The organism is Xanthomonas campestris pv. phormiicola, assembly GCA_025666215.1.
In the GTDB taxonomy this organism is placed as follows: Bacteria; Pseudomonadota; Gammaproteobacteria; order Xanthomonadales; family Xanthomonadaceae; genus Xanthomonas_A; species Xanthomonas_A campestris_A.
Genome location: CP102593.1, coordinates 616423 through 640976 on the forward strand (window position 1 = coordinate 616423; position 24554 = coordinate 640976).

General features: G+C 63.1%; 23 protein-coding genes and 1 tRNA gene. 11 read left to right on the forward strand and 13 right to left on the reverse strand.

Going from position 1 to position 24554, the window contains the following annotated elements; genetic code table 11:
- Window positions 1–46: 46 nt before the first annotated feature.
- From NRY95_02540 to bioB, 3 genes are all read right to left on the reverse strand, one after another.
- The gene (locus NRY95_02540) at window positions 47–400 is read right to left on the reverse strand and encodes a hypothetical protein (protein UYC16879.1); all 354 of its coding nucleotides are present in this window, start codon (window positions 398–400) and stop codon (window positions 47–49) included.
- 24 nt (window positions 401–424) lie between these two features.
- Complete coding sequence (gene bioF, locus NRY95_02545; GenBank protein UYC16880.1) at window positions 425–1630, reverse strand: 8-amino-7-oxononanoate synthase; 1206 nt, start codon at window positions 1628–1630, stop codon at window positions 425–427.
- 105 nt (window positions 1631–1735) lie between these two features.
- Window positions 1736–2791: a biotin synthase BioB gene (gene bioB, locus NRY95_02550; protein ID UYC16881.1), complete on the reverse strand. Its 1056-nt coding sequence runs from the start codon at window positions 2789–2791 to the stop codon at window positions 1736–1738.
- A gap of 49 nt (window positions 2792–2840) precedes the next feature.
- On the opposite strand from bioB, the gene NRY95_02555 reads away from it, so the two are divergent.
- Entirely contained in the window at window positions 2841–3566 is a 726-nt protein-coding gene (locus NRY95_02555; GenBank protein ID UYC16882.1) for a ComF family protein, read from the forward strand.
- Window positions 3567–3907: 341 nt separating this feature from the next.
- Window positions 3908–4441 carry a preprotein translocase subunit SecD gene (locus NRY95_02560; protein ID UYC16883.1) on the forward strand — a complete coding sequence of 178 codons (534 nt, stop codon included), beginning with the start codon at window positions 3908–3910 and terminating at the stop codon, window positions 4439–4441.
- 473 nt (window positions 4442–4914) lie between these two features.
- Here NRY95_02560 and ubiA read toward each other — a convergent pair whose 3' ends face one another.
- Window positions 4915–5817, reverse strand: a complete 903-nt coding sequence (gene ubiA / locus NRY95_02565) for a 4-hydroxybenzoate octaprenyltransferase (GenBank protein ID UYC16884.1) — start codon at window positions 5815–5817, stop codon at window positions 4915–4917.
- Window positions 5818–6084: 267 nt separating this feature from the next.
- Between ubiA and NRY95_02570 the strand changes: the two genes are divergently transcribed.
- The 4 genes from NRY95_02570 to NRY95_02585 all read left to right on the forward strand — a co-directional run bounded on the left by NRY95_02570 (window position 6085) and on the right by NRY95_02585 (window position 10259).
- Window positions 6085–6161: transfer RNA gene (locus NRY95_02570), tRNA-Arg, on the forward strand.
- A 161-nt stretch (window positions 6162–6322) separates the two neighbouring features.
- On the forward strand, window positions 6323–7558 hold the full coding sequence (locus NRY95_02575; protein ID UYC16885.1) for an integrase arm-type DNA-binding domain-containing protein: 1236 nt from the start codon (window positions 6323–6325) through the stop codon (window positions 7556–7558).
- Window positions 7559–7797: 239 nt separating this feature from the next.
- Complete coding sequence (locus tag NRY95_02580) at window positions 7798–9270, forward strand: hypothetical protein (GenBank protein ID UYC16886.1); 1473 nt, start codon at window positions 7798–7800, stop codon at window positions 9268–9270.
- Window positions 9271–9506: 236 nt separating this feature from the next.
- A complete protein-coding gene (locus tag NRY95_02585; GenBank protein ID UYC16887.1) occupies window positions 9507–10259 on the forward strand; it encodes a MobA/MobL family protein in 753 nt (250 codons plus the stop codon).
- Window positions 10260–10369: 110 nt separating this feature from the next.
- On the opposite strand, the gene NRY95_02590 is transcribed toward NRY95_02585, so the two are convergent.
- The 7 genes from NRY95_02590 to NRY95_02620 all read right to left on the reverse strand — a co-directional run bounded on the left by NRY95_02590 (window position 10370) and on the right by NRY95_02620 (window position 15411).
- Entirely contained in the window at window positions 10370–11824 is a 1455-nt protein-coding gene (locus NRY95_02590; GenBank protein ID UYC16888.1) for a YfjI family protein, read from the reverse strand.
- The gene (locus tag NRY95_02595; protein UYC16889.1) at window positions 11824–12177 is read right to left on the reverse strand and encodes a hypothetical protein; all 354 of its coding nucleotides are present in this window, start codon (window positions 12175–12177) and stop codon (window positions 11824–11826) included. The genes NRY95_02590 and NRY95_02595 overlap by 1 nt, the downstream gene beginning before the upstream one ends.
- Before the next feature lie 2 nt (window positions 12178–12179).
- On the reverse strand, window positions 12180–12488 hold the full coding sequence (locus tag NRY95_02600) for a hypothetical protein (GenBank protein UYC16890.1): 309 nt from the start codon (window positions 12486–12488) through the stop codon (window positions 12180–12182).
- Between the two features lie 1082 nt (window positions 12489–13570).
- Entirely contained in the window at window positions 13571–14209 is a 639-nt protein-coding gene (locus NRY95_02605; protein ID UYC16891.1) for a hypothetical protein, read from the reverse strand.
- 1 nt (window position 14210) lies between these two features.
- Window positions 14211–14477, reverse strand: a complete 267-nt coding sequence (locus NRY95_02610) for a hypothetical protein (GenBank protein UYC16892.1) — start codon at window positions 14475–14477, stop codon at window positions 14211–14213.
- A gap of 14 nt (window positions 14478–14491) precedes the next feature.
- Window positions 14492–14710 (reverse strand): hypothetical protein, encoded by a 219-nt coding sequence (locus tag NRY95_02615; protein UYC16893.1) that lies wholly within the window; start codon window positions 14708–14710, stop codon window positions 14492–14494.
- Window positions 14711–14736: 26 nt separating this feature from the next.
- Complete coding sequence (locus tag NRY95_02620) at window positions 14737–15411, reverse strand: DnaJ domain-containing protein (GenBank protein ID UYC16894.1); 675 nt, start codon at window positions 15409–15411, stop codon at window positions 14737–14739.
- A 237-nt stretch (window positions 15412–15648) separates the two neighbouring features.
- Between NRY95_02620 and NRY95_02625 the strand changes: the two genes are divergently transcribed.
- Window positions 15649–15984 carry a DNA-binding protein gene (locus NRY95_02625; protein UYC16895.1) on the forward strand — a complete coding sequence of 112 codons (336 nt, stop codon included), beginning with the start codon at window positions 15649–15651 and terminating at the stop codon, window positions 15982–15984.
- 155 nt (window positions 15985–16139) lie between these two features.
- On the opposite strand, the gene NRY95_02630 is transcribed toward NRY95_02625, so the two are convergent.
- Together NRY95_02630 and NRY95_02635 are read right to left on the reverse strand one after the other, a co-directional pair.
- A complete protein-coding gene (locus NRY95_02630) occupies window positions 16140–16628 on the reverse strand; it encodes a hypothetical protein (GenBank protein ID UYC18474.1) in 489 nt (162 codons plus the stop codon).
- A gap of 11 nt (window positions 16629–16639) precedes the next feature.
- Window positions 16640–17596, reverse strand: coding sequence for a DUF932 domain-containing protein (locus NRY95_02635; GenBank protein UYC16896.1), 957 nt, complete (start codon window positions 17594–17596; stop codon window positions 16640–16642).
- A gap of 912 nt (window positions 17597–18508) precedes the next feature.
- Between NRY95_02635 and NRY95_02640 the strand changes: the two genes are divergently transcribed.
- The 4 genes from NRY95_02640 to NRY95_02655 all read left to right on the forward strand — a co-directional run bounded on the left by NRY95_02640 (window position 18509) and on the right by NRY95_02655 (window position 24437).
- Window positions 18509–18874, forward strand: coding sequence for a hypothetical protein (locus NRY95_02640; GenBank protein ID UYC18475.1), 366 nt, complete (start codon window positions 18509–18511; stop codon window positions 18872–18874).
- Window positions 18875–18994: 120 nt separating this feature from the next.
- Window positions 18995–19621 carry a DUF1629 domain-containing protein gene (locus tag NRY95_02645; protein ID UYC18476.1) on the forward strand — a complete coding sequence of 209 codons (627 nt, stop codon included), beginning with the start codon at window positions 18995–18997 and terminating at the stop codon, window positions 19619–19621.
- A gap of 34 nt (window positions 19622–19655) precedes the next feature.
- A complete protein-coding gene (locus tag NRY95_02650) occupies window positions 19656–23756 on the forward strand; it encodes a hypothetical protein (protein UYC16897.1) in 4101 nt (1366 codons plus the stop codon).
- 45 nt (window positions 23757–23801) lie between these two features.
- Entirely contained in the window at window positions 23802–24437 is a 636-nt protein-coding gene (locus NRY95_02655) for a hypothetical protein (protein UYC16898.1), read from the forward strand.
- Window positions 24438–24554 lie beyond the last annotated feature (117 nt).

Below are 24554 nucleotides of genomic sequence, written 5' to 3' on the forward strand. Positions count from 1 at the left end.
CGTCGATCGTGTGCCGAATGGGAAAGAGAACCGGGGAACGCCGCGCTCAGCGTTGCGCGCGCAACGCCAGCAGCCGCGGCAACAGCAAGCGCCATTGTTCGCGCGGGTAGGCGCGGGTGCGCCAGGCCGGCCAGCGCTGCACGCCTTCGCCGCGCTGGATCGCCACGCTCAGCCAGGCGGCGTCGAAGCCTTGCCAGACCCCGGCCACGCTCAACAGGTTCGGCGCCAGGCGCGGATGCACGTCGTGCAGCAGCATGCGCCGCAGCGTCTGCGGCGCGTACGGCGAGGCCGCGAGCACGGCGGCGATGTGCGCATGCCGCGTGGCGACATCGTCGTCCAGGTACAGCTCGGACAGCGCGGCCCAGACCTCGCGCCGCGCCGCGGGGTCGCCGTCGCTCACCGCGGGCCGCTCACATCGGCCCGCTCATGCCGGCAGGCCGACCGGGTGCGCGGCCAGGCGGTCGCGCGCCAGCGCCAGCGCGTCCAGCAGGTTCTGCACCTGCGCCGGCGTGTGCAGCGCCGACAGCGTCACCCGCAGCCGCGACTTGCCTTCCGGCACGGTCGGCGGGCGGATCGCCGAAACCAGGAAGCCGGCCTGCTCCAGCGCCGCCGACAGCGCCAGCGCGCTGGCTTCGTCGCCGCACAGCAGCGGCTGGATCGGCGTGTCCGAGGCCATCAGTTCCAGGCCATGGCCGCGCGCGCCGCCGCGGAACGCGGCGATCGTCTCGGCCAGGCGCTCGCGCCGCCACTGGTCGCGCCGCGCCAGCTTGACTGCAGCCAGCGAGGCGGCGGCCTGCGCCGGCGGCAGCGCGGTGGTGTACAGGTAGGGCCGCGCGGTTTCGGCCAGGTGCCGGATCAGCGCCTCGTCGCCGACCACCAGCGCGCCGTAGCCGCCCAGCGCCTTGCCCAGGGTCACTAGCTGCAATGGCACGTCGTCCACGCCCAGTCCGGCCTCGGCCACGCAACCGCGGCCATGCGGGCCGACCACGCCGATGCCGTGCGCATCGTCCACGTACATCAGCGCCTGCTGCATGCGCGCCACCAGGGTCAGCGAGCGCAGCGGGGCGATGTCGCCATCCATGCTGAACACGCCATCGGTGGCCAGCATCGCCGCGCCGTCGGCGGCGTGCCTGAGCTGACGCATCGCGCCTTCCGTATCCAGGTGCGGATAGCGGCGCAGGCGGCAGCCGGCCAGGCGGGTGGCGTCGAGCAGGCTGGCGTGATTGAGCCGGTCCTGCACGCACACATCCTCTTCTTCGCTCAGCAGCGCCTGCTGCACCGCCAGGTTGGCGAGGAAGCCGCTGCCGAACAGCAGCGCGCGCGGATAACCGAGCCAGTCGGCGACCTCGCGCTCCAGGTTCTCGTGCAGCGCATGGTGGCCGCAGACCAGGTGCGAGGCGGTGGCGCCGACGCCCTCGCGCGCGGCCGCGTCCTGCAGCGCGGCGAGCACTTCGAACTGCTGCGCCAGGCCCAGGTAGTCGTTGCTGCAGAAGCCGGTCAGCCAGCGCCCGTCCAGCTCCAGGCGCACGCCGTCGCGGCGGCCCACGCTGCGGCGCACGCGGATGCGGCCCTGCGCCTCGCGTAGCTTGCGCAAGGACTGGATGCGGTCGTGCAGATCGGGGCGGGCCATGGGCGGCGGGGCATGGGGTGGCTGGCTAGCGTAGCGCGTCCCCGGCCGGGCCGGGCGCCGCCGGCGATGGACGGCCGGATCGGCGGATGGACGCGCGCGCCGGCGTCAGACCAGTGCCGCGGCGATCGCCGGCCGTGCCGGCGCCGCTGCCGGCGCGGTGATGTCCGCATGCACGGTGCCGGGATGGTCGTGCGCGTCGGCATCGACGTGCACCTGCATCGGCGTCAGCCCCAGCCGCGCGAACAGCGCCTGGTCGCGCGCGGTGTCGGGGTTGCCGGTGGTCAGCAGCTTCTCGCCGTAGAAGATCGAGTTGGCGCCGGCGCAGAAGCACAGCGCCTGCAACTCGTCGCTCATGCTCTCGCGGCCGGCCGACAGCCGCACCATCGCCTGCGGCATCGCGATGCGGGCCACGGCGATGGTGCGCACGAACTCGAACGGATCCAGCTCGACGGTGCCGTGCAGCGGGGTGCCGGCAACCTGCACCAGGCGGTTGATCGGCACCGAGTCCGGATGCACCGGCAGGTTGGCCAGCGCCTGCAGCAGGCCGGCGCGCTGCTCGCGCGATTCGCCCATGCCGACGATGCCGCCGCAACAGGTCTTCATGCCCGCATCGCGCACGTGGGCCAGCGTGTCCAGGCGGTCCTGGTACTGGCGGGTGTGGATGATCGTGTCGTAGAAGTCCGGCGCGGTGTCCAGATTGTGGTTGTAGTAGTCCAGCCCGGCCGCCTTCAGCGCCTGCGCCTGGCGGCCGTCGAGCATGCCCAGGGTGGCGCAGGTCTCCAGGCCCAGCGCCTTCACTTCGCGGATCATCGCGGCGACCTTGGGGATGTCGCGGTCCTTGGGCGAGCGCCACGCCGCGCCCATGCAGAAGCGCGAGGCGCCGGCGGCCTTGGCCTGGCGCGCCTTTTCCAGCACCGCCTCGGTGCTCATCAGCTTCTGCGCGTCCACCCCGGTGTCGTAGCGCTGCGCCTGCGGGCAGTAAGCGCAATCCTCCGGGCAACCGCCGGTCTTCACCGACAGCAGCGTGGAGACCTGCACCTGTGCCGGGTCGAAGTGGTCGCGATGCACCGCGGCGGCGCGATGCAGCAGCTGCGGGAACGGCAGGTCGAACAGGGCGAGCAATTCCTGGCGTTGCCAGTCGTGTCGGACGACAGCGGACATGGGAGTTTCCTGACGGTAAGCGGCTGGGAAAGCGGGCAGTCTGGTGAGCATGGATATCCCTGTCAACTTCATTGCCGGCAGCAGGGTTGACGGCTGGTGGCGGCGCTTGCAGCGCTGCGTGCTGCCCGAGCGCTGCCTGGTCTGCGCCGAACCCGGCGCCGCCGGCCTGGACCTGTGCCCGGCCTGCCGCGATGCGCTGCCCTGGAATGCCAGCGCCTGCCAGGCGTGCGCGCTGCCGCTGCCCGCGTTGGACGCCGCCCAGCTGTGCGGTGTCTGCCAGCGCAAGCCGCCGCCGCTGACCCTGGTCGCCAGCGCCTGCGTCTACGGTGCCCCGGTCGACGGGTTGCTGCGGCGCTTCAAGTTCCATCAGGATCTGGCCGCCGGGCGCCTGTTGGCGGCATTGCTGCAGGCGCGCTGCGCCGGCTTGCCGCGTCCGCAGGCGGTGCTGCCGGTGCCGCTGCATGCCGTGCGGCTGCGCCAACGCGGTTACGACCAGGCGCTGGAACTGGCGCGGCCGCTGGCGCGCGCGCTGGGCCTGCCGCTGTGCGACGGCCTGCAGCGGGTGCGCGCGACGGCGCCGCAGTCCGAACTCGATGCGCAGGCGCGGCGCCGCAACCTGCGCCATGCGTTCGCGGTGCGGACGCCGTTGCCGACGCATGTGGCGTTGATCGACGACGTGATGACCACCGGCGCCACCCTGCATGCCGCGGCACAGGCGCTGCGCCGCGCCGGCGTGGACCGGGTCGATGCGTGGGTGGTGGCGCGGGTGCCGTGAGTACGTTGGTGACTTGCGTGCCGCAGCGGCGATTGGCCCTGCGACGGCAAAGGCGTGGCAGGTCATGTGGGTATGCGTGTCTGGTGCGGGCCGTGGTCGCGTGATCTGTCATGCACGCAGGGAGCGGTTGCTGCTGTGGTTGCCTGTGGACCGCGCAACGGCAGCGAGGGCGTGTCTGATGGGGGGCGAGCGTTACGCTTCGTCGTGCGGCGCAGAAGCCACGACCCGACGCAATCGGCCGCTGGCGGCCGGGTTCCGCAGCGCGATGCATGGCACGTTCTTCTGCGTGACGCGGCTGGGGCGGCGGTCTGCGACAGGCCGCAACGGCCGGTTCTTCTATGATGTCGCCAAACGAACTGCGGGAGATGGCGATGCGCTTGAGAACTCTGGGACTGTCGTTGGCGTTGTGCGTGTTCGGCATGAGCGGATGCAGCTACGTCCCGTCGCCCGATGGCGCCGGCGCGAGTGCGGACGCGAGTGCGGTGAAGGCGAAGATCGAATGGCGCCTGGCCAGCAATGCGCCCAGCGCCGGCTATACCGAGGCCGCGTACCAGGGACGGCCGGTGTATCTGGCGCCGCAGCCGTTGTTGGCCGTCGATGGCGCCGCGACGGTGGCGCGCGTGGACGGCGACGATGGCAAGCCGGCACTCGATCTGCGTTTCTCGGGGCACGACGATCGCCTGACCCGGGCGACGGAGCAGAACATCGGCAAGCCGATCGCGCTGCTGGCCGACGGTCAGGTGCTCACCGTGGCGACGGTCATGGCGCCGCTCCCCGGCGACAGGCTGCGCATCAGCGGTCTGCAGGATGCGCAGGAACAGCAGCGGGCGTTCGCGCTGCTGACGCACGCGCCGACGGCAGAAGGGAAGCCGTAACGCTGGCTGGCGCGATCGGGATGGGCCGCCGTGTTCGCGATGGCGGGCTTGTATCGCATCGCGCGCCTGTTCGAGCCGCGCGCCGCTGTCTTGTTCCGCTGGCGTAGCGCGATGTCGCTGCTTCGAAGCGGAGCGCGCCGCCGCTCTCCCCGATTGCGCCGTCGGGCAGGTCGGGGGCGGGGACATGCCGATCCAGCAGGTGGGAGGCGGATTTTGCCGGTCTCATGCGTGTCGTGATCGAAGTCGTTCCCGGCACCGGTCGTGGAAACGGCGTCGCGGCTGACGCCGCTCCTGCAGGAGTCGATCGACGGTTTTGTGGGAGGGACTCAGTCCCGACGCTTTATTACCGGCAACGACGGGACGAAGTGCCCTGCGGTATTGCCGTCAGCGACCGGAGCGCCGCCTGGCTCCTCACGACATCGTCGGGGGGGGGGGGGGGGGGCAGCCGCCACTGCGCGGCGTCTCGCCAGGGTCTACCCTGCGCGCAGCGCCAGGGCCGCGGCGATGCCGACGAAGATCGCCAGGCCGACCCAGTTGTTGTGCAGGAAGGCGCGGAAGCAGGGCGCACGTTCGCGGCTGCGGGCGATGCGGAATTCGTGGGCGACCAGCAGCGCGGCCACGCCCAGCCCCGACCAGTACCAGATTCCCAGCGCGCCGCGGGTGCCGACGAAGGCCAGCGCGACGAACATCAGCGCGTACAGGATGCCCTGCGCGATCAGGTCCAGGTCGCCGAACAGGATCGCGGTGGACCTGGAGCCGGCGCGCAGGTCGTCCTCGCGGTCCACCATCGCGTACCAGGTGTCGTAGGCGGTGGCCCACAGGATGTTGGCCGCGTACAGCAGCCAGCCCAGCGCCGGCACCTCGCCGCGGATCGCCGCGAACGCCATCGGGATGCCCCAGCCGAAGGCCATGCCCAGATAGACCTGCGGCAGGTAGGTGTAGCGCTTCAGATAGGGATAGCTGGCGGCCAGGAACAGCCCGACCACGCTCAGGCCGATGGTCAGCGCGTTCATCGTCAGCACCAGCGCGAAGGCCACGATCATCAGCAGGGCGAACACTGCCAGCGCCTCGCGGCCGCTGACCGCGCCGGTGGCCAGCGGCCGGCTGCGGGTGCGCTCGACCTGCGGGTCCAGCCAGCGATCGGCGTAGTCGTTGATGACGCAGCCGGCCGAGCGGGTCAGCCAGACCCCGGCGGTGAACACGAACAGCGTCCACAGCGGCGGCACCCCGTCGGCGGCCAGCCACAGCGCCCACCAGGTCGGCCACAGCAGCAGCAGCGCGCCGATCGGACGGTCGCCGCGCAGCAGTTTCCAGTACTGGCCCAGGCGCGCGCGCGGCGGCAGCGCGGCGGGCGTTTCGTAGCGTTCGTAACCCATCGCGCAAGGGTAGCAGCCGGGCCCGACCGGCGGCAGCACGCTCGCGCGGTGGCCGCCGCGACGGCGACGGCCTGCGCACCCGCTTCGGGCTGCAGACCCGGGCGCAGGAACTGGCTGTACGCACGCGATGTGCCGCCGCCGAACGTCGGTCCTCGCGGAAGTCGCGCCGCGCGGCCGCGGATACGGCGACCGCCGGGGCGGGCCGTGGCGGCAATCGGGCATGGGGGAGACGCGGCGCGCGGTTTGCCGTTAGAATGCGCGTCCGTTGCGCCCGTAGCTCAGCCGGATAGAGTAGTGGCTTCCGAAGCCATTGGTCGGGGGTTCGAATCCCTCCGGGCGCACCAATTCGAGTTCCAGGTTTGTCCCAGGATGTCCAAAAACCCTCGAGAAATCGGGGGTTTTTTGTTGTTGGTGTCCGCTGAAGTTCGGGGCGATCCATTGAAATCCAGCGCTGTTGGGGGCATAGATGGGGGCATTCCACGTGCGCCGAAGTCGAGATGCCCCCATGCCCCTAAATGACCTCCTCATCCGCAAGGCGCAGCCAGCCAGCAAGCCCGTACGCTTGTTCGATGGCGGGGGGCTGTATCTGGAGATCGCGCCGAGCGGGGGCAAGCTGTGGCGTTGGAAGTATCGTTTCGCCGGGAAGGAAAAGCGGCTTGCCCTTGGGGCCTATCCGGAGATCAGTCTTGCCGAAGCCCGTAAGCGTCATGCGGAGTCGCGCCAGGTACTGAAGTCCGGGATTGATCCAGGTGAGCAGCGCAAGGTCCAGAAGCTAACGCGCCTCGATCGTGCCGATAGCAGCTTTGGAGCGATCGCACTGGAGCTGTTGACCATGCGCGCCAAGAAGAATGCCAAGTCCACCGCTGTGCGCAACACACGGATCGTGGAGAAGGATCTCAACCCCTACATCGGTGAACGGCCGATCACGGAAATCTCCGCACCAGAACTGCTGGCAGTCCTGCGCAAGATGGAAAAGCGCGGTGCCGTGGAGACGGCCCATCGCGCCCGTGGCATTGCCAGCATGGTCTTTCGCTATTCGATTGCTACCGGCAGGGCGAAACATAACCCGGCTCAAGACCTGCTCGGGGCATTGGAGCCCACCCAGACCGAGCATTTCGCCAGCCTCACGGAGCCAGCACAAGTAGCGCCGCTACTTCGCGCTATCTGGGGCTACGAGGGGAGCACTATCGTTCGAGCGGCTCTCAAGCTCGCCTCGCTCCTATTTGCACGCCCGGGAGAGCTTCGTGCAGCGAGATGGGCGGACATTGACCTAGAGGCTCGCGAATGGCGATACATCGCCACGAAGACCGGAACCGCCCACATCGTTCCATTGTCGAAGCAAGCCATCGAGATTCTGGAGGAACTGAAGCCCCTGACCAGGCGTGGCGAGTACGTCTTCCCCAGTCTGCAAGGCAAAGGGCGGCCCATGAGCGAGAACACCCTCAATTCCGCCATGCGTCGCATGGGCTTCGTCAAGGAGGAAATAGGCAAGGATGGCAAGGTGCGAACGTCATCCACCATGACCGCGCATGGCTTCCGCGCGATGGCTCGCACCGTGCTCGATGAAGTGCTGGGCTTCCGGCCCGACTATATCGAGCACCAGTTGGCTCACGCTGTGCGCGATCCTAATGGGCGTGCGTACAACCGAACGGCCCACTTGCCGGAGCGCCGGAAGATGATGCAAGCATGGGCCGACTACCTCGACAAGTTGCGTGCTGAGAGAAATTTGGTGCCGATGTAGGGTGTAACATAAGCCGTCCGTAATCAGTCGAGCACCCCAAAGAATTTCGGGGAGGGGATTCGAAGTGGGCAGTGACGTTCAACTACCTTCGTGGGCAGCCCGAAGTGTTCCAGTGCCACTCGGCTGATGCGCTACAAATCAGTGTCCGATATTTGAGGTTCAAGTAGAAACCGAGTGTGCCCACAGGGCGCCAGATAATTGGCTGGAAATAATCACCAAGCCAATGGAGTTCGATAAATATGACAGTTCGCATCAAAAAGCCTCAATTCAGCAACCTTCGTTCTCGCTTTGATTTCGGAAAATGTAATGATTCCGACGGCGCCCAAACTGCAACAATAAAAGAGTTGATGGACGAGCTGGTCTATGAAAGGACCACCACGACAAGTGGTGCGTCACTCGATACCGATGCCAAACAGATGAGTATCCATCAGCTGAAGCCCGTTCTCAGGTTGCTTCGCTTCATTTCGGGGAAGCCGCTCAAGAGCATCGCCGAGAAGCATCCCGTCGCTGACATCAAGACTATCAAGACGCTTTACAACTACAGCTATGACAGCGGCATGCACCTTGTCAGCCTGCTTGAGCCGCCCGGCCCCAAGTCGCAAGTCATCATGGACGTTCTTGCCTTTACACCCACGCAGGAGAGCGAAAGGGTTAGTGAGGCAAAGCGCCGAATCATCAGCGACCTAGAGCAAGAAATCCCTGCGAAAGAGAAGGCGCAGATTGACGTTCTCTTCAGTTCTCGGAATGCGCCTCACGTCTACTGGAAAGAAACGAACGAGGCAATCGACAAGGTGCTACTTACCCACCTCCATGTCGACGAGGACAGGGGTCTCTTGTTCGAAGCAGATGATTATTTGATCGCAAAGACGAAAGAATTCATGGGCGCTGTAGCGCCTATAGAGCGCGAACAGAGGCTGCACGTGGCGGCATACTTTCATCTCAGGGCTCTTGAATTCCTGCATTCCTTGCACTTCGAGATCACCACGAATCGTGCAATCCCGAATGACAAGACTATAAGCAACATACAGGTGGATTTCAGTTATATCTGTAAATCGATTCCGCCTGTGCATGGCGTGGTTATCAAAGGCCACACTCCCTTCATGTCTCTCGATGAGGTTCCGGCGTTCTGCGCGGAGAATGCAGCGGAGATTGCCCGTCTTGTGTCAGCAGCTACAGGATTCACCTACAACAAAAGGGACATCCTCACCGGGAGAGATGCTGTCAGAGCCTGTTACGCTCTCGCCGTTTATCTGGCGTCGATCAAGCTGCCGAGTAATGAGAATCCGAGGCCTATCGGGATCGTGCATGTCGTCGCGGCATTCTGCTCCGTTCTGCACCAGCGTAAGATGAAGTCAAAGCCAAAGAAGTCTCGACGATACGGTTCGAAGCTAGCGGCACCTCAAAAACAGCTGGATGCCTTCATCGAAGGGAAGGAGAAGCATCTTGCCTATACAGCATGGTTCATCTACTCGGAAAGAACGCTCTGGTATAGCCACGCAATGCTTGGCAGGGCGCACATGACCTGCTCTCACAGGCCGTTACAACCTGAACAGGCGAAGTTGATCGCAGGGATATATACGTCACTTGATCACGTCAAGACCCGAGAATTGATTGCTGATTACCGAGAATATATTGTGAAAGCTGCTCGGGACTTTGTCGTGCTGCATGGCAGAGAAGAAACGAGGTACGAATGGATTCATGGCCTGCGTTGAGAGTGGACATGTAAATTTTCACTCTGTCGTCCTTATCTCTATGGAGATGGAACAAGCAGTCCGATCGAACAGACAGACACTGAACTGATGCAATGGATAGGGAGGGGTAAAAGCACGCGCACTTACCTTTTCTTCCAAAGCAGATAGCGCGCGGACTGAGAACCATGTCTCCATGGCAGCCGACAAGAGCAATCTTGTCGGCTTTTGTTTGTCCAGAGAGAAAGGGTGATACACAGATGGCAAGCTTCCACCACAGCATCAAGAGCGGAAAGAAGGGTAGTGCACGCAGGCACGCCAACTATATCGAGCGTCGGGGCGCGCAGAGCGCCCGAGGAGACCTGATTCACGCGAGCCACGGGAACATGCCGGAGTGGGCCGAGGGTGATCCCAGCCTATTCTGGAGCATGGCCGACCGACATGAGCGCGCCAACGGTGCGACCTACCGCGAACACGAGATCGCATTGCCGAACGAACTAACTGTGCCGCAGCTGATCGACCTCACAGAGCGGCTGGTCGGGAATCTGATTGGAACCAAACCATACCAGTATGCAATCCATGCACCTGAGGGAAAGTTAGGCGGCATCCAGAATCCTCACGTCCATCTGATGTGCTCGGACAGGATCCCGGATGGAATAGCTCGCTTACCGGAGCGGATGTTCTCGCGCTACAACGCGAAGCAACCGAGCGCGGGTGGTTGTCGTAAGGACAGTGGGGGCAAGAGCCCGATGGAGCTGAGACAGCAGGTGACGGCCACTCGCAAGCTGGTGGCAGAAACGCAGAACAAAGTGCTAGCAGAGTATGGGCAAGATGCCCGGGTTGACCACCGCAGCTTACGTGACCAAGGCGTGCAGCGGCGTGCCGAACGTCACCTTGGGCAGCGCTTCATCGAGGGCATGGCTGACGCCGAGAAGGCACAATATGCCGAGTGCCGCGCTGGCGGCGCAGTAGTGGTTGCCCAACCTGAATTGCTGATACCTGTGGCCCGGTAACCGGGTGATTTTGCGACAAAATCGCAGAATCGCATGTGTTTCTCCCCCTGAGCAGCAACAAAAAGGCCCCGGCGCTGGGCCGGGGCCAAGGTTACTTACGAATGCGGTATCTACAGTCTCGTCCAATGGAAGAAGTTGTCGTTCAGACGTAGGTAGGCCTTCTTGTCCCGATAGCCAGTGGAGATCCAGACGGCTCCTTGGGCCGCCAGTAGTTCCAAAGCGGCATTTAGGCGGGTACGATTGCGCACCGGCCCGTTACGTAGGACATGGTTCCTTGGAACATAGGTGTCCGACCCAGGGCCGCCCCAGATGCGCGAGTGGAGATAGCTTGCCACCGCCTGCGCATCGACCTGGTCCTGTGGAGCCACGAATTGTGGTGAAAACAGGTACTTGTACTCGTCGATATGCCACCGGACGATGGTGAACGCCCGATTCAGCGTGTCGAGCGTGATATCTCCACTTTCCCCGCCGAAGTGATGCATGGACGCTGCAAGGCGAGCGAGGATCTCCATCGCCTTCGAGGCGAAATCGTTGATGTCGCTGAGGTATTCTCCCTCTCGCAACATGCTTTCCGTCTGACTCGCCAGCTCGACCCAGCGCGCTTTCGCATCGACCGAGAAACCGATCAGTTCGCGTTCGATCGCGCCTGATTCGATCATTTCACGGTACTTTTCCAACAGCTCTCGGACGCGGGCATGGAAGGTCGGCAGGTATTCCCATACCTGTTCATTGGTATCGACATGGCGATAGCCCATCATCGAGCGCGGCCAACCGACCAGATAGCGCGCCCAGTGCCCGCTTCCCTTTGCAACAGACCCGCGCCTGTCCAGGAACTCCTTCAATGGTACTTGCTGGGTCATGATGCTCACCGAAACGCGAGGGTTCATCGCAAGTAGCCGTTCGTTATCCGCGCGGTCCAAGGGCAGCGCTTGCGGAGAGTCCCATAGCCGGTTGAGCAGCCCAAGATGGAGCATGGCTTCGCTCTTGAACAACATGTGGCCTTCATCGGTAGTGATCGCGATCGACTCCCCATCGCCCTGCAAGGCCTCCATGACGGCCTTAGAGGTGATGTCCTGGCGCAGGAAATAGCGAAGACGCGGTTTGCTGGGCATGGACCGGGCGTGCTCAAGCAGCTGGTTATCCAGTTCCGCGGCCGACTTTCCTTTCCCGGTTGCCTTGCTGATGGCGGTGCGCAAGCCTTTGCCCTTGGCCACCCACGACCCGAGCTCGGCCTGATGCTGCTCCATCTTCAGTTTGTGGTTGGCCAGTGCCTGCGTGTCGGCTTCATGAAAGGGGGCGAGTAGCAACGACGACACAGTCGACTTGCGTTCCCCCGATTCGGCGACAAGCATCAAGTTCTGAGAAACCGGACGCACTTGCCCGGTTGGCAGCTTTACGTCGATCAAGCCCTGGCAGGCCATCGAGATCGCGTTGATGAGGCTCATGCCGATCAACGCATCCGGCGCCTGCACGTTGCGGGCAAGCTCGTACCCGGTCTCTCGCGTCATGAAGAGAAATGCATTCAGCGGGTAGGCGGACACCATTCTTGGAGGTATGTTGCTCATTATGCTTCCTCCCCGTTGCCGGAGTCTGGAGCCATATCCTTGGCGTAAAACAGACGTTGCCCACAGGTGGCGCAGGTCATCACGTCGCCGGATGCCTTGCGGCATTCACGCTCCATGTTCAGCAGCTTGCGGAATTGGATCAGGTTCAGTTGGTGCTTGTAGGCGGCGTTGAACTGCTCCATCAGCATCTTCTTGCGCATCTTTCGCGCAATGTGCTGCTCGAACACCGGGTAGGCCTCCTTGAAGTCGCGTTCGAGCTTGTTCTTGCCGCTGGTCAATTCTTGCTTCAAGGCTATTTCCAGCTTCTCCAGTGGGCTGTTCGCGCCTGCCAAGGCTTCGTTGATGGTGTTCATGGTCAGTTGCCCTCCTGCCGGATGCGGAGCTTGCTGGCGCGACCTTCGACCCAGGCGATTGCCTCGTGCGTCCAATAGAGCCTGGGCGAACGGTCGCTGTCGTAGAGCGGAATGCCTTTCGGGAAGGTCGGATCGGTTTTTTTGAGTTCGTAGGCCTTGCTTTTGCTCACGCCAGTGATCTTGAGCAGGCCCTTGAAACTCAAAGTCGGACTGTCCGGCAACCAAGCTGTCATGACATTCCAGTGCCCCGCATTGGGTGCGGAATTGCCATCGTCATCTGCGTTAGGCGATCGTTTCGTTTGGATACTCATCGGGGGTATTCCTTTTTTATGTCATTGTCGGGAGGAATCCGGCCGGAGTTCCTGGCTGGAATTGATCCAGCTAGGAGTATTTGGCTCCATAGCGGAATAAAAGCCGAGGAAGAAAAAATCAACGTTTTTGCAGATGCTTTTTCCACGTTTTCCAGTAGTTGCTAACCAGTTGTTTATCAAAAAAATCAATCACTTATGCTGGCGGAGAACCTTGGCTCTCCGTCCTGGCCTAGTTCATTGCAATACCTGCTAGCTGTTTGGAGCGGGACGAATCGTGGTCGACACGGACCGCACCCAGCCCATTTCGATCCGCGATGCAGGTCGTTACGCTTCGGCCGTTTCGGTCACAGCCGTGCCGCTTCGCTGCATTCTTGTTCCGAAAGTTGTTAATGCCGGTCGGTTGGGATCATCTGCATCCTCACCAGGTAGAACTCCCCGGCGGCCACGGCCACGGGCACGTCCACCTCATCACCTCAGTCAAGGTCTGCCCTAGCATTAGGCACATACGCTCCACAAGGCCTACGTAGCAGATCGCCGAGCGGCAGTTCACGGACTTGCCTTCGGATTCACTTTCAGCGGCAGGCTCCGGTCACCGGGTCTGGCCAGATGCCGAGGTTGGCTGGGTCGGACAGCTCCATCCATGTGGGCCCGCGTGACCAGCGGGGCCATGGCCAGGTTCTGGGCAGCCCGAAACAAGTAGGCCCGGCAGTAGCTGACTACCTTTCATCTCCAGCCACCAGAAGCCTGGCTTGGCGTCCTGAGCGAGCTCCTTCGCGTCCTCTTAGGAACCCAGACGCAGCTGGAGCATGAGCACCTATGCCTGGTTGAAGGCCCGCATCAACGCTTCGACCGGGACTGGCGGGTACCCTCCCCACCGGACTGGGCTTCGCTTCGAGGACCAACGGTTAGGCCCGACATCCAGCCGGCATGGGAGAGGCGGAGGAGCCAGGATTTTCTTATTTATATTTCCATGCGCCTACCTCGTCGTCGCCTCTCTGCATAGCACCTGTTTGTTCAAAAAAAGAAGGATGTCGCCGGAGGAGGAGAGTCTTAGGCTCTCCTCCTCCGGCGATAGTTCGGGACTAGGGTCGCGGCTGCGCCTGTAGCCATTTCCCGTTGTGGACCACGTATGCAGCTTCCTCCTCGGTCGAAGGGCAGCAATCGGGATCATTCGGCCCTTGGACCAACCGCTTCAGACGAGCCATACCATCCCGTACTTCCATTCCCAGGACTGCGTTTCCGAAACCGCCAACCGGTTGGTTGTCGATGAGCTTCAGTTGCGCGGCTTCCCGCGAGAGGACAGCCAAGTAGGTTGTACTGCCGTTACCACCGCCAGCTCCCTCCAAGGTGTACAACACCACAACTTCAGGCTTACCGTCGCCTGTGAGATCAGCGACAGCCGACTTGCGGGCGTCTTTGTACTCGCTTGCGCCATCATCCTTTACCGCCTGCTCGGTGATCATTGCGGCGATGACCTCCTCGTCGGATAGCGCAGGCGCCACGGGAGCCGCAGGTGCAGCTTCCGTTGCCGTAGTACCAGCAGCAACCTGTTCCTGTTTCGCGCACTGGACCATCTCGGCTTCTTCGCGGGATAGGCCGGCCGGCACCTCACAGCCAGCCAAATTAACCTCGCCAACCTTGGTTGGCGTCTCTTCCTTGTTGCACCCCGCGAGGGCCAGTGCGGCGAGCAGAATCGTTGTTGCGATATGGCTGTGCTTCATGTCAATTCCTTGATTGTTCCCTGCATTGTTGTGCCGCTTCGGCGAGCTGATCGAGGAAGCCTGGTGGTGGGTAACCACGCTCCTCGATCGCGACCAATCCCTTCTCCCCATACCTTTCCTGCAACTCATCGATGGCACACGTGCACGTGGACAAAGGAGCGCCACTGCCTACACAGCTGTCGATGAACTGATCGCGCACCTTGTCCAGCTTGCTGCTGCAGCCCGCTACGAGAAGCAGGAGCACAACCCATAATGCGGTGATATTCATGGCTCTCCGGCTCATCAGCGTCCCCTTGACCTGAGCGAGAGGACGGATAGGATCACCAGCAGCCAGATGACGCCGCTCAGGAGCTTCCCGAAGGACGGGAACACGACAGCAGGCCATACCAGCGCCTGCCCCAAGTTGTAGAAGAACCCCTTGTAGGCGTACTGCCCCCAGATATCGAAGCAAATTGCGGCTATCAGCACCGTTGCCCCATAGATTCCAACCAGATACTTCATCGCCGCTCCTTTTGATGGCTTTTTGGTCAAGCAGATTCCTGCAGGTATCGGGTGACGGCCTCGAACAACGTTCTCAGATCGTCCCGGTTCGGTATGTTCAATTCGGCGTACCGTTCGCCGTTGATGTAGACGTACTTGCCTTCGGCCGAGATCTCCTCCAGGCATCCCAACAGCCGGGTATCAACCGACTGGAACGCGCCCTTGAACCGGATCTCTGATTCCGTGATCAGGATTCCTTCCCTTGCGCCGCCAAACAGCGTGTCGTCGATCAGGGCCACGACGTCTTTGGGACGAATCCCTTCGCCATAGCTGTCGATCGCACCACCAAGCTTCTTTCTTGGAATGTGCGGGGACACGAACACTCTTTCGAAGGGTTCATCGTCGAACACCATGTGTCCCAGAGCCTCCCTTAGGCTTGGGGCAGGCGCCACGTTCGGGTGCCGCGGATGTGCTGCGGATTCGAAGGCCTGGGACTGGCGGACATGGTCGAACAGAGCGCGCTCCGCCGGGTCCTTGAGTACCGCGTAAGCCCCGTTGACCTCCTGCATCCTGCTGGTGGCCCAGGCCTGGGTTTCCCCATCTGCATTGGCGTAGCGATCCGGGTGGTACTGGCTTCGCCGACCCCGGTATGCCAGCTCGATCTCTTCCGGCCCGGCATTGGGACGGATCCCGAGTAATTCGTAGTAGTCCTTGCCTGACACTGTTTTCTCCTGTCTATCCCTCAAATTGCGATCCGCCAGCAGCGGACACCGCATTGACACGTTCACCATCTATCTGTCAGATAGAGTCTGACATACCAGAAGAGGCTTCGTCATGATTCGGTCACCCTTCCGCACTCTCCTTTCTCGGTGTCCGACCCGCTTCGCGCCCTCTTCGCTGCCCGTCTTGTCCAGGCACGGCAACTGCGTGCCCTGAGCCAACGCGCATTGGGAGATCGCATGGGTTTGGGCAAGGAGAGAGGCTCCTCGCGGATCAACCGCTATGAACACCAAGTCACGGCAGTCGGCTTCGATAGCCTCAGTACGCTGGCCAAGGTGCTTGAGGTACCGCCGGCCTACTTGCTGGCGGATAGTGCGGAGATGGCGGATGCGATCCTGGCGCTGGCCCAGATCGACCGGACACATCAAGTGGAGGTAACCGAGCTGCTGCAGCTGCTGGGCACCCAGCCGGACTTGGTCGAAAAACTTCTGAAGCTCATACAGAGTGAAGAATCCAGGAAGGCAGAGCCCGCTCGACAGCCGGCCAGCAACACCGGGCGTAAACCTCCTCGTTGAGCCAGCTGGTCACGTACCGGTCTGGGTCAGAATTCCTCAGCGGCGACATGGAACGCTCCGCTACTGGATCCTCGGCTGACATCGTCCGAAAGTTCCAATAAAGCGCCCGGCCAAGGGCCGGGCAACCTTATGGCCATCTTCTAGCGTCCCAGGACTCAGAGCAGTCCGTGTGTCGCCATCGAGACAGCCTCCCCAGCTGTGACCACGAAATGGTCCAGCACCCTCACCTCCACCAGCGCCAGTGCGCTCTTCAAGCGTGTTGTAACCGCTAGATCCATCCGCGATGGCTCCGGATGGCCGCTGGGATGGTTATGAGCCACCATGACGGCTGCCGCGTTCAAGGCCAGCGCGCGCTGGACCACGATGCGTGGATACACCTCCGCCCCGTCCACCGAGCCGGAGAACAGCCGCTCAACTGCGATGAGCCGGTGCCGGGTGTCAAGGAAGGCCACCTCGAAATGCTCCCGAGCCTCGTCGCCCAGCCGCAAACGGAAGAATCGCCCGCACGTGCCAGGATCGCTCATCAGCACACCGGACTTGCTGGCCCGGCTCTCAAGGATGCGCAGCGCGCGAGCGATCACCTTGTCCTGGCGAACACGGTCTGGTTCATCGCCTGACGTGCCGGCCGATGGCGCTTGATCCATTGGTGTCGTCATCAGGCCGCCAGCGTCATCACTTCGTCCCAGGCCCGTTGCTTGATCGCCGCCCCTTGACCGAACCAGGCCGCGTCGCGGCGATGATCGTCGCTGCGCGCCCGGCGATGGTGATCGATGAACTCGGTTACGCTGTTGAGCAAGCCCCAGGCCGTACCGCGGCTTGAGGCCATCAGTGCACCGCGCCCACCACCCTCGTACAGAGAGCGCACGTTGGCCAACGCTTGCTCGTTCACTACCGCGGCCTTGCCGTCAGGCGCGGCGTAGGTCAGCACCCGGCGCAGCAGCACTTCCACCGAGTCCGGATCCACCGGTCTCTCCACCAATGCCTTCATCCGGGCCACGAACCCATCCCAGGACGAGACGGTGATGCCCAGCTGGCGCTTCACCACGTCCGGATCGAACTGGCTGCGGTGCGGCACCTTGATGGCTCCGGAGGCGTTGCCCAGTGCGATGGACAGGGTGTTGTTGCAGACCACCCGGACCGACGTGAACTGCGCCGTGGTCGCCAACGTGCCGTCGCAGGCGGTGGCCAGCAGCAGGTAGCCATTTACCTTGTCCTGTCCTTTCAGCGTCGCACTCTGTCCAGTCCGGGCCAGCGCCCAGAACTTGCGGCCCTCGCGCAGCACCCCTGCCGTTTCCAGTTCGAAGCCGTTGCTGGAGGTCAGGTCCCGATAAAACTCCAGGATCTGGCCCGGCTGCACGACCTGGAAGCGCTTGGACACCACAGACAGGGGCAAACGCGTATCCGAGCGGTAAAGCACCTTCTGCTCCGGGAAGGCATGGATCACGCCAAGGTTGTGGCTACCCGCAACGTAGCGCACCTCCGCCTCCTCTATCTTCCAGTCCATGCCCGCCTGCCGCTTCCATACGTCGATGGGCTGCCGCGGTGCCAGCCGGTTACCCAAGCCGTGCCAGGGTATCTCTCCGGCGTAGGCCATCGTTTCGATCAAGTGCATTTCTGTCTCCTCGTTGTTGACGGCACAAACGCACAAGGCCCGGACGATGCCGGGCCTTGTGCGAGGTGCCAAGGTGGGTTGGGGATCAGTCGAACGAATCGACGAGGTCACCACATCTGCTGCAGGCAGCGCTCGCCGTGCATTTCATGACACTAGCAAGAACAGCCGTAGCCACGACCATCACGCAATAGATCAGCTCGACCTTGCTCCTCATGCTCATTTGCTCCTGCAAGGACGCTACCGGCGCAGCGTCATACGCGAAGCCGGTACCAACCAGCTTCAAGGAGGTGATATGGGTTTGAAATTTCGTCGAATCGCGATTTACGCAGGATCACCAAGTAGATTCGAGAGCGGGCATGCGCACGGTCCTTGTTCAGCGAGAAATCGCCCACTGTTCCCTCTCGATGCTTAGCCCGACGAGCAAGCGGAACAGCAGGCCCCGCTCGGACCAACAGTGACTCACCGCACGCTTGGAGCGGTACTGGGCTACCGCCGTTCATATCAGCCTCCTACATCGCTTAGGAATTGGCTTCCGGCTTGGCCGGCAAATCGTTGACCCACAGTCCGGTCACATGCACGGCATAGGTGCTCCTCACCTGAGCCACGATCGTAGACGGCGCGCGATCCAGGTGAGCCAGTGCCAACCTGGCGCATCTGGTCAACGGGCCGCCACAACACTTCATCGAGAAGTAGGGACTCACGATGTTGCACCAAGGCAAGTGGATCGTCAGAATTTCCCTACTGCACAGCGCGGCCTGGACTGGCATCCTAGGCGCGCCTAACCTGCGCAGTCCATCCACGTGCCGCTCTATATCCCGCACGCCTAAAATTCTTATTTCCAGATAGATAGTGGAATTGTTTGGATGGCATGCGCTTGACAAGTGGACCTTGGAGGAAGATGTCGTGACCACAATGAAAGACGATGCTCTATTTGACCTGCAGCTGATCATTGATCCTGTAATTCGCGACCAGAGTGCGCTTCTGCGCCATCTTGAGGGTAGAGGGTTGTTTGAGATAGATGCTGCGATTAACAGGCTTTACCTGCCAATCGATCAAGAATTCGCCACAAAGCTGGGATGCTCGCGCTACAGCAGCGATCCGCTTCCGTCCTATAGGGAGGGCATGCTGCAGGAACTGCTGAAGATCGAATTTTCGCCAGACGGGCAGTCAACGATGCATGGTGATGCATCTGCTACCCCGCGTGTTGTTGAAGCGGTGTGGCAACTGCAGGCTACGATAAAAGTAGCGTTGACCAATGGAGACTTGATACTGGCGTGATCAGTTCGGCAGGGCATTTGCTGTCGCCGATCAAAGCACCGACATGCTTACTTAAATTGCCGCACTCACATTTAATAAGAAAGTTATGAGGCAAAATCTTTTATGAACGAAAAAGAAAAAATCGAGCCTCAAAACAAGCCGAAGAAAGGCGAGTTCTACATACTAGAGCCCGATATGCGCGGTGGGCGCGGCCCTGGTGTCGAGTTCGAAAATGAGGACGCCATCCCGCTTCCGCTCTACATGTGCGAGCCATCGGAAGCTGGTGGGCTTGCACAAACAAAGGAAACTCCGCGCCTCCGTTACGACAGTCGCATCGGCGATATGCCAAATGACCTTGAGAGTGGGTTTAAGTGCTACTGGCTTGTGTCAGAGCCACTCAAGCGAGTATTTGAGTTGGTGGATCCGCATGGCTTTGCTTTTTTGCGGTGTTCGCTCCTCCTGGAAGATGGCATGGAGGCACCTCCGCACTATCTTTGTGAAGTAGTAAGGATACTGGATGTGATCGATGAGTCCGCGTCGACTGTCAACGTGTTCACTGGGTATCCAAACGGCAAGTACTACAGCATCACCGGCGGGGCGATCCTGGCATTCAATAAGGAAGCCATTGGATCGGCACACGTTTTCCGAACGCCGTATACCGCGGATGCTTTCTGTGATCGCGCTATGCGTGATGCATTGCTTGAGCATGGCTTTGGCAAATCGCAGAGAACACTAGGTGTTCGACTTATCGATACCGTGGGTTGCTAGATCTTGGTGCTGGCTACTACTGGAGTAGATGGACATGCCGCCAAACAACGTCATTCTTCCAAGCCATCACGTCATCGAGCAAAGTACCTTTCTGCGAGACCCTTTGCTCAAAGAGTTGGTCAAGCATGGTTTGATCCACAAGGACGCATCAAGCAATCGCCTCTATCTCCCTTCGGACGGCGATCTGGCGGGAGAGCTTGAAGTTTCGCCGCATCGTGGCCGGACCCGTAGTTCCTATACGGAAGGGGTCTCCCGTGTACTGAAGGACATCCTTAACTCGCCCGATGGCCGCGCGGCACTGAACAAAGATGCCGCTGCCCTCAAGCGCGTCGCAGCCCAGGTCCGTGACCTGCAAGACACGCTCAAGGTCGCGCTGGACAATGGCGACCTGTATGCAACCACACCGAACCATCTGACCGACGAGCAGGCTAACGCCCAGAACAACAAGACATTCTCCAAGTACAACCAGTACCGCGTCGAGCACGCACAGCGACTGCAAGCCCTGCGTTCCATGAACGACGTCGAGTCCGAATGGTTCGCCATCACCCGCTCCGAGCAGCGCATCGTCGCAGTGGCGGAAGCTAAGCAGGGGACGTCCGCCAATCTGGTCCGAGGGCCCAGCAGTTTGCGCGATCCACCCGCTAAAGAAGCGGCCGGACGTGCAGAGTTCCGCATGGCCATCGCCCACGCAGAGCAATCCGGCCGCGTGCAGCTATCCGGGCACAATGCGGAGCTGATCACGCAGGTCATTGGCGACGAACTGCCAGCGACCGGCCGCGCCGGCGGCGCACTGCCCGCGTACAAACCTCTGTCGCAACGCGGCTTCGTCACCGCCGAGCTTCTCGCCGGCGATCACTCTGCCGGCCAGCTGTTGCGCGGCGCCGGCCTGCTCGCCAGCGCCGCCGACACTGCCATTACCGCGCGACGCGCCGGAGACCTGTACAGCCAGGAGAACCCGCTCGCGGCCCAGTCGGAGCTGACCCACTTCGCCGGTCGCAATCTTGGCGGTTGGGCCGGCGGCGGTACGGCAGCCTATGCCCTGGGCACCTCCGGCGCCGGCCCCATGGTGCTGGTCGCGGCCGATGCGTACTTCATGAGCAAGGCCGGGGAGAAGCTGGCCGATCTATACGACAACCGCCAGATCTACCAGCAGACCGACCGCGATCGCACGCAGTGGTCCTTCAACGGCTACGCCTGGTCGCGCCAGGGCATGGTCGATGGCACGAACGATGGTGCGAACAATCCTGTCCCCATGCCGGTCGTCGCCAGCTACGACAAGGCGCGCGAGCTGAACTATGCCGCCACCAACGTCGCGGCGGCACTGGCGCTGAAGGATGCGCCGAAGCCCGAGGATCCCTGCATCCTGCCGGCCAACGACAGCGACCGCCCAAGCCTGGCCCCGGCGGACTGGAAGCGCGACCCCAACGACGGCCAATGGCATCGCCTCGTCAAGACCGGTGTGTCCGGGGAAAACAATCGCGGCAGCTACGCGCAAGAGACCGCATTGCCACCCCGCGCAGCGGAACTGGAAGCGCAGGCCGCCGCGGTTGTTGCACGCAACCTCGCCAACAGCCCCGGCGCCATCGCCGCGCGCTACGAACTGGCCTACCACCGCAGCGGCTGGGCGGCAGAGGGATGGCCGATGTCGGAGGCCGTGCGAGCTGCGCTGCCCGATCCGGATACCTTGACCGCCTCCAACGGCCAACAGTACCGCCGCGACGCAGAGGGTCAGTGGACCAGTCATGGCGTCCCAGCCGACAGCAACCGCGCACTGGAGCTGAACACCGCGCGCGCCCTGCTGCAACCGGCGCTGGCCGAGCATGCCCAGGCCATTGCCGCGATCCCGCAATCGCCGCAGGACCTGCAGCGCGAGCAGACGCTCTATCGCTACCGTATCGTCGGAACCGAGTTGAGGCCTGATTGGCGCGAGGCGATCGACCTGGCCACCCAGCGCACGCGCGAGGCGCAAGGGCTCTCCGGCGATGCCGCGCTGCAGCTGCAGCGCGGCCCCGGCGGGGTGTTCGGTGCCGACAGCCCGATCGCCCACCTCCAGCGCGGCGCCGATGGGGTGAATCGCATCGCAGCTGTCACCAGAACCGAGGACATCCGGCAGGCGCTGCAAGAGGTGCGGGCGCACCAGCAAGCCCAGCCGTCCCCCGACATGCCGACGCCGCGGCTGGCGTCGACGGCGCGCGCCTCCGACGGGTCAGCCGACTCGGACGGCGCGTCCTCCAACCCGTCTTCCAGCCCGCAGCATGCGCTGGACATGCAGGCGCAGACCCAGGCGGCCAGCGCCGCGCAGCAACGCCAGGAGCGCGAACAGCAGGAGCGCCAGGCCCAAGAGCAGCAGGCCGGACAGGCGCGCGAGCACGCGCTGGCGCAGGCGTCCCACGAAGAACAAGCGCATGCGGTCCAGGCGCTGGAGGCGCATGCCACGCTCGACCATCAAAGCCAGGACCTGCAGCAGCGCGAACAGCAAGAACGCCAGACCCAAGAAATCCAGCAGCGCGAGCGGGAGCAGCGCCAGGTCCAGGACGCCCAGCAGCGCGAGCATGAGCAGCGCGCGGCCCAGGACACACAACAGCGCGAACGGGAGCAGCGCCAGGCCCAGACCGACCAACAGCGTGAGCAGGAACAGCGCCCCACCCAGGATGCGCTGGCGCGCGAGCAGGAACGACGCCAGCCCGAGGATGCCGCGCCGTCAGCGCAGGAGCAGCGACAGGCCCAGGATGCCCTTCCGCACCGGGAGGCGCCGCGCCCATCGCAGGACGCCGTGCCGTTGCCGCACGGGCCTGAGCGGCGCCAAGCCGATGACGCGCTACCGCCCGGGCAGGAACAGCGACAGGTTCAGGATGCCCAGCCGCGCACCCAGGCGCCACCTGGCGCACAGGAACGCTACGCGCGAGACACCGGCGAGCAATCGGCGCCGTCTCGGCGACCCCAGGAGGCTGAGGCATTTCCGCAGGAAACACACGACCTCCAAGCCCAGGAAGGCCGCACGCAGGATGCTCAGCATTCGGCAACGCCAGCGCCGGAGATCACGCACGCATCGAACACGGAACCCACCGATGCGCAGGCGCAGCGCGCTCAGCACTTGCCGGGTGCTCAAGCGTCGGCCATGCGCGAGGACGCACCACTGCAAAGGCGCGAAGAGCCTCTGGAAGCGCCAGTGCAGGAGCACCACGCCCAGGTGACGGAGGCAGCGTCGGATGCGTCTGTGGCCATGCCGCTCGCTGCCGAACACACCGAGGACCAGCGCACACCAAAGCCCTCGATGCCCCCATCGGACCCACCAGTAACCGATCATGGAGTCGCACACGCGTCCTCCTCGGGAACGCGTGGTACCGACCGCGCCAGCGGCGGCATCGAAGGCGACGAAACGGCCCGCGAGCAGCGCCGCGATGCGCCGGCAGATGGGCAGGAAGCCCGCGCCGCTCCTGCGCCACAGAGAGCCGAAACCTGGGAGGAGACGCTGCAAACGATGCGTGCGCTCCGGATACAGCTCGAAAAAGATCTCCAGCAGGAAGAACGCCTGGAGCAGGAAAGGCAGCAGCGGCGAGAGCGCGGAGACGACGATCCCCTCGCAGACCTCGATGTCCGCCATCAGCAGGATGCGTACGCGCCTGTACCAACCGAGCACGCGGCGTTCGAGCCACAGCCCGCAACGGCGCGCCGCGAAGCCGCTTCTGCCACGGCGCAAAGGCCCGGCGAGCCGGACGATCCCCACTTGCCCCAGCGCAAGGAGATCACTGGCGACCGCGACGTGGACGATCTACTGCATGCCATCGATTCCAAGAACGACGCGGCCATCGAGCAGGCTTTGAACCGGATCTCGAACGGTCCCCTCACCCATGCCCTGCTGCAACAGGGCCATGAGCACCTGGAGGCCAAGGCCATGCAGGAAGCGACGGAACAGGTCACGGCGATGCAGTCGCTGGGATTGGACACGTCGGCCGAGGTACAGACCAGCCGTGGTCCGGTGATGGTGATGACCCTACCGCAGTTCGCCAGCGGGCCAATGATGCAAGGCGGCGCACCGGGAGGGGGCGGCGATGGAGGGGGCGGCGGTGGTGGAGGCAGTGGCGGCGGCGGTGGTGGGGGAGGAGGCGGTGGCGGCGGTGGAGGCGGCGGGTGATCGCAACCCGATCCTGCAGCGAGTGGAATTCTCAAGAGGGACACGATGGACACGCAAAGCATGCCCGCGCTGCCGGAGAGCGAAACCTCCAACGAGGCGCTGCAAGAAACGATCAAGGCCATGGCGGCATTGATCGCAACGATGCAAAAGCGGGAGCAAAGCCTGCAAGACCAAATCTCCCGGCAACTGCAGGTGCTCCATGGCGCGGTCGGCAACGCCGACCGGAGCGTCAATCGCGTGGTGGAGAACGCGCTGCCGCGGCTGACGCAATTGACGCAACAGGCGCTCTCGGTGGCACTGGATCCGGCGGCCGAGCGATTCGATCGCACGCTGACCGCTGCGAACCAGGCGCTGCAGCAAGCCACCCAGCGCTATGCGCAAGCGCAGCAATCCCTCGAAGCCGCGGCCATGCGCCGCATGTGGATGGGGTCCATTGCCATGCTGGCGGCGGCCGTCATGGGATTGTGCGGCGTGGGGTACGTGCTCTACAGCACCAAGGCGACGCTGGCCGAGGCCGAACAGCGCCGGGCGGAAATCGCGTATCTGGATCGCGTTGCACGGGCCGACCTGGTTCCTTGCGGCGAAGACCGGCTCTGCGCCGACTTCGAGAAGAAGGGGCCGCGCTACGGCGACCACGGTCAATATCGGGTCATCACCCTGCGCCAATCCAGTTCACGCTGACCACTGCACTGGTACTGCTGCTACACACATCGCGCGGGGAAGCTTGTCAACCGCGCCGAAGCGCGGACCACGTACCGTGGTCGTGCCTGAACTGCAGGCGGACATTCCCCAGCAGGG

Excerpts from the sequence above, each read along its gene's own strand:
- bioF (UYC16880.1), bottom strand. The coding sequence starts at position 1,630 with ATGGCCCGCCCCGATCTGCACGACCGCATCCAGTCCTTGCGCAAGCTA.
- bioB (UYC16881.1), bottom strand. The coding sequence starts at position 2,791 with ATGTCCGCTGTCGTCCGACACGACTGGCAACGCCAGGAATTGCTCGCC.
- NRY95_02555 (UYC16882.1), top strand. The coding sequence starts at position 2,841 with ATGGATATCCCTGTCAACTTCATTGCCGGCAGCAGGGTTGACGGCTGG.
- NRY95_02560 (UYC16883.1), top strand. The coding sequence starts at position 3,908 with ATGTCGCCAAACGAACTGCGGGAGATGGCGATGCGCTTGAGAACTCTG.
- ubiA (UYC16884.1), bottom strand. The coding sequence starts at position 5,817 with ATGGGTTACGAACGCTACGAAACGCCCGCCGCGCTGCCGCCGCGCGCG.
- NRY95_02575 (UYC16885.1), top strand. The coding sequence starts at position 6,323 with ATGCCCCTAAATGACCTCCTCATCCGCAAGGCGCAGCCAGCCAGCAAG.
- NRY95_02580 (UYC16886.1), top strand. The coding sequence starts at position 7,798 with ATGACAGTTCGCATCAAAAAGCCTCAATTCAGCAACCTTCGTTCTCGC.
- NRY95_02585 (UYC16887.1), top strand. The coding sequence starts at position 9,507 with ATGGCAAGCTTCCACCACAGCATCAAGAGCGGAAAGAAGGGTAGTGCA.
- NRY95_02590 (UYC16888.1), bottom strand. The coding sequence starts at position 11,824 with ATGAGCAACATACCTCCAAGAATGGTGTCCGCCTACCCGCTGAATGCA.
- NRY95_02595 (UYC16889.1), bottom strand. The coding sequence starts at position 12,177 with ATGAACACCATCAACGAAGCCTTGGCAGGCGCGAACAGCCCACTGGAG.
- NRY95_02600 (UYC16890.1), bottom strand. The coding sequence starts at position 12,488 with ATGAGTATCCAAACGAAACGATCGCCTAACGCAGATGACGATGGCAAT.
- NRY95_02605 (UYC16891.1), bottom strand. The coding sequence starts at position 14,209 with ATGAAGCACAGCCATATCGCAACAACGATTCTGCTCGCCGCACTGGCC.
- NRY95_02610 (UYC16892.1), bottom strand. The coding sequence starts at position 14,477 with ATGAATATCACCGCATTATGGGTTGTGCTCCTGCTTCTCGTAGCGGGC.
- NRY95_02615 (UYC16893.1), bottom strand. The coding sequence starts at position 14,710 with ATGAAGTATCTGGTTGGAATCTATGGGGCAACGGTGCTGATAGCCGCA.
- NRY95_02625 (UYC16895.1), top strand. The coding sequence starts at position 15,649 with ATGGGTTTGGGCAAGGAGAGAGGCTCCTCGCGGATCAACCGCTATGAA.
- NRY95_02630 (UYC18474.1), bottom strand. The coding sequence starts at position 16,628 with ATGGATCAAGCGCCATCGGCCGGCACGTCAGGCGATGAACCAGACCGT.
- NRY95_02635 (UYC16896.1), bottom strand. The coding sequence starts at position 17,596 with ATGCACTTGATCGAAACGATGGCCTACGCCGGAGAGATACCCTGGCAC.
- NRY95_02640 (UYC18475.1), top strand. The coding sequence starts at position 18,509 with ATGAAAGACGATGCTCTATTTGACCTGCAGCTGATCATTGATCCTGTA.
- NRY95_02650 (UYC16897.1), top strand. The coding sequence starts at position 19,656 with ATGCCGCCAAACAACGTCATTCTTCCAAGCCATCACGTCATCGAGCAA.
- NRY95_02655 (UYC16898.1), top strand. The coding sequence starts at position 23,802 with ATGGACACGCAAAGCATGCCCGCGCTGCCGGAGAGCGAAACCTCCAAC.